A 3,927-nucleotide genomic window follows, 5' to 3' on the forward strand; every position below is an offset into this window, starting at 1 on the left:
TCGTGGAAGATCTCGTGCTCGTGGCGCGGGCCGGCGGCCAGTGCCGCTTCGACACGCTCGCGGGTCAGGTGCGGCGCGAAGCGCTCGACGAATTCGAACATGTAGCTGCGCATGAAGGTGCCGCGACGGATGCCGATCTTGGTCGTGGAGCTCTCGAACAGATGCGTGGCGTCCAGCGCGACCAGGTCCTCGTCGGCCACCTCGTCCACCGCCATGTGCGCGACGATGCCGATGCCCATGCCGAGACGCACATAGGTCTTGATGACATCGGCGTCCGAGGCGGTCAGCACCACGTTGGGCGCCAGGCCGTGGGACTTGAAGGCATCGTCCAGCTGGCTGCGGCCGGTGAAGCCGTAGGTATAGGTGACCAGCGCATAACTGGCCAGCGACTCGAGGGTCAGTTCCTCGCCATTGGCCAGCGGGTGATCCTTGGGCACCAGCACGCAGCGATTCCAGCGATAGCACGGCAGCAGGATGAGGTCGTTGAACAGCTCCAGCGACTCGGTGCAGATGGCGAAATCGGCCTGCCCTTCACTGACCATGTTGGCGATCTGCTTCGGCGTGCCCTGCTGCATGTGCAGCGCGACATCCGGGTACTTGCGCGTGAAATCGGCGATCACCGGCGGCAAGGCATAACGCGCCTGGGTGTGCGTGGTGGCGATCGACAGGCTGCCGCGACGGTCGTCACTGTGCTCCTGGGCGACGTGCTTGATGTTCTCCACCGTGCGCAGCACCTGGCTTGCCAGCTCGACGATGGACTCGCCGGCCGGGGTCACCCGCGTCAGGTGCTTGCCACTGCGCGCGAAGATTTCGACGCCAAGCTCATCTTCCAGCAGACGAATCTGCTTGGAAATGCCCGGCTGGGAGGTATACAGACTTTGCGCGGTGGCGGACACGTTCAGGTTGTGGCGGGTGACTTCCCAGATATAACGCAACTGCTGGAGTTTCATGCGGCTTCACTCTCCTGAGAAGCACCATCGACGCGACGCGGCGTGACAGTGGCCCGGACATGGCCGGTCACCTTGCTAAGATGATCGGGCGATAAAATCATGAATAATGATTCCTTTCGGGAATATACGCTCAAGAGTAGATTGGCGACAGTAACCTGACAAGGGGGTAGGTAGGGATGGAAGTCACACAACTGCTGCTATACGTGCTGGCAGGCGCCGGAGTGGGTTTCGCGGTCGGTGTCACTGGCGTGGGCGGCGGCTCGCTGATGACGCCCCTATTGTTGATGTTCGGCTTCCCGCCGCACATCGCCGTGGGCACCGACCTGCTCTATGCCTCCATTACCAAGGCGGGCGGTGCCTTCGCGCACCATCGCCAGGGCCATGTGGACTGGACCATCGCCCGGCGCCTGGCCATCGGCTCGCTGCCGGCGGCGCTGTTGACGATTGCGGTCCTGCATACCTTCTTCACTGACCCCACCGCCTACGCGGGCCTGATAAAGGGCATGCTGGGCGTGATGTTGATCCTCACCGCCGGCGTGCTGCTGTTCAAGAAGCGCCTGCTGGGGCTGATCAGCCCGGAAAGCTTCATCGTACGCCACGCGGCACCGCTGACCGTGCTGTCAGGCATCGTGCTCGGCGTGTGCGTCACCCTGTCCTCCGTGGGTGCCGGCGCCTTCGGTGCTGCCGTGCTGATCATGCTGTTCCCGCTGTTGAGCACCGCGCGCATCGTCGGCACCGATATCGCTCACGCGGTCCCGCTGACACTGGTCGCGGGGCTGGGTCACCTGTGGTTGGGCAATGTCGACTTCCTGTTGCTGGGCGCGTTGCTGGTCGGCTCACTGCCCGCCATCAGCCTGGGCGCACGCCTGACACGCCACATGCCCAGCGGCCTGCTGCAGGGCCTGCTGACGACACTGCTGCTGGGGCTGGGCATCCGTTACGCCTTCTTCTGAGCTCTCATTGCTGCGGGATCCTTCGCACAGGCAATACCAAAGTCGGGGCAGGCAATCCACATTGCCTGCCCCGTTGCTATTCCCTCAAACCAATAAAACAGCTATAAAAACACTAGCGATCATAACCCCGTGCTATTGAGCCGATGGACAATGCCCATTTGTCAGTGATGCAAAGTGGCGCTACCATCGGACGCAGCCTGCATGTCCGGCAATGCCGCAGACAGCGAAACGAATCCCCTGGAGAAACAAGATGTCCAATCACGTCGATGTCACCGGCGCCAACTTCGAACAGGAAGTTCTCAACGCTGAAGCCCCGGTCCTGCTGAAGTTCTGGGCCCCGTGGTGCGGTCCGTGCAAGATGATGGCGCCGGTCGTCGAAGAAGTCGCCAACGAGAAAGGCGAAGGCCTGAAGATCGTCAACGTCAATGTCGATGACGCGCCGGAAATCGCTGCCGAGCAAGGCGTGCGTGGCGTGCCGACCGTGATCCTGTTCAAGTCCGGCGCCAAGGTCGCCTCTCTGGTCGGTGCCCAGTCCAAGGGTCAGCTGAGCCAGTTCATCGAGCAGAACCTCTGAGTCGACTTGCTGACAGGTGACTGCCCCGCCAGCCACCGCGCACTGATTCGATAACCAAAGGCCCCGTCACGCACAGCGTGACGGGGCCTTTGGCATTCTGACAGCAGGTCATCCACGCAGAGCTGGCTCGCGGGTCATTCCTCCGCCATGCGTCGACGACGGCGAATCCGGCGCACGGAGGGGCCCAGCAGGCGCGCCGCCCAGCGCGTGCCCGGGTGCGAGTCGAAGGCGATCTTAAGCGTCATGGTGATCGGCACTGACAACAGCATGCCCACCGGCCCGAACACCCAGCCCCACACCACCAGCGACAGGAAGGCGGCCAGCGTCGACAGCCCCAGGGTGCGCCCCATCACGCGCGGCTCGATCAAGTTGCCGAGAATGAAGTTGATCGCCAGATAACAGCCGCCCAGCATCAGCGCCTTGACCGCGCCGCCTTCCGGCATCACCAGCGTCAGCAACACCGCAGGCACCGCGGCCAGCGCCGAGCCGATGTTGGGAATGTAGTTGAGGCAGAAGGCCAGCGTGGCCCACAGGAAGGCGAACTCCACATCGAGCACCAGACAGCTGATCGCGACCAGTCCCCCGGTCACGAGGCTGATCAAGGTCTTGACCGCCAGATAGCGGCGCAGCGTCAGCGAGAACAGCGTGAAGCGGCGCAGACTGACATGCGGACTGCGCAGCGTGCTGACCAGCTTGTCGCGCAGTGACAATGCCTCATAGAGCAGGAAGGTGGCCGTCAGCACGATGATGACACTCGAGGACAGAAGCCCCCCAAGTCCGGTCAGCAGGTTCGGCACCCACTGGGTCAACGAGGCCGGGTCGACCAGCTCGCTGAAACGGGCCGGCGCGATGGATACGCCGCTGTCCGCCAGCCATTCCAGCATGCTCTGATACTGTTCGCGCAGGCTCTCCTCAAGCTTGGGCATCTCATCGCTGAACAGGGTGAAGCGCGAGACCAGCAGCGCCGTCAGCGACGAGAACAGCACGCAGACCGTCAGGATGACGATCGGCACTCCGAAGCGTTGCCCGATGCCGTGCCGGGCCAGCCAGCGCACCGGCGCGTCGCAGACCGCAGCGACAAACACCGCCAGCAGCAGCGGCACCACCAGGTCCGCCGCCAGCTTGAGGCCGCCGATGATGATGACCACTGCGGCCATGCCGACCAGCAAGGGGTGAATCTCCAGCGCGCGGCGCACGTTGGGCGCGTGGCGAGAACGCCCGGAGCGTTCGAGCGCCTCCTGCTGACGCTCGTCGCGTGGCACCTGCATGCGTGTCACGGCCTCCTCGATGGAAGTGCCCTCACTGACGCTGCGTGGCTCGCCAACGCTATCGTCAGGCGCTTGCGCGTCAGCCATCTGCGCCTCGGGCGGCACTTCCTCGTGTCGCGATCTTTCCTCAGGCGTATCGTTCGCGTGCATCCTGCGCCACCTATCCTGTCAGTGCTTGCCAT

At 63.6% G+C, this 3,927-nt stretch carries 4 protein-coding genes; 2 read left to right on the forward strand and 2 right to left on the reverse strand.

Features of this window, described 5'->3' with window-relative positions:
* A partial coding sequence (gene cysB, locus AC4FAH_RS00765; protein WP_490245550.1) for an HTH-type transcriptional regulator CysB occupies window positions 1-950 on the reverse strand: 950 nt, incomplete at its 3' end.
* 176 nt (window positions 951-1,126) lie between these two features.
* Between cysB and AC4FAH_RS00770 the strand changes: the two genes are divergently transcribed.
* Together AC4FAH_RS00770 and trxA are read left to right on the forward strand one after the other, a co-directional pair.
* On the forward strand, window positions 1,127-1,903 hold the full coding sequence (locus tag AC4FAH_RS00770; RefSeq protein WP_043333970.1) for a sulfite exporter TauE/SafE family protein: 777 nt from the start codon (window positions 1,127-1,129) through the stop codon (window positions 1,901-1,903).
* A gap of 250 nt (window positions 1,904-2,153) precedes the next feature.
* Complete coding sequence (trxA, locus tag AC4FAH_RS00775) at window positions 2,154-2,477, forward strand: thioredoxin (protein WP_043333971.1); 324 nt, start codon at window positions 2,154-2,156, stop codon at window positions 2,475-2,477.
* Window positions 2,478-2,611: 134 nt separating this feature from the next.
* On the opposite strand, the gene AC4FAH_RS00780 is transcribed toward trxA, so the two are convergent.
* On the reverse strand, window positions 2,612-3,832 hold the full coding sequence (locus tag AC4FAH_RS00780) for an AI-2E family transporter (protein ID WP_225347551.1): 1,221 nt from the start codon (window positions 3,830-3,832) through the stop codon (window positions 2,612-2,614).
* Window positions 3,833-3,927: the final 95 nt, after the last annotated feature.

It is taken from the genome of Cobetia sp. (assembly GCF_983723665.1).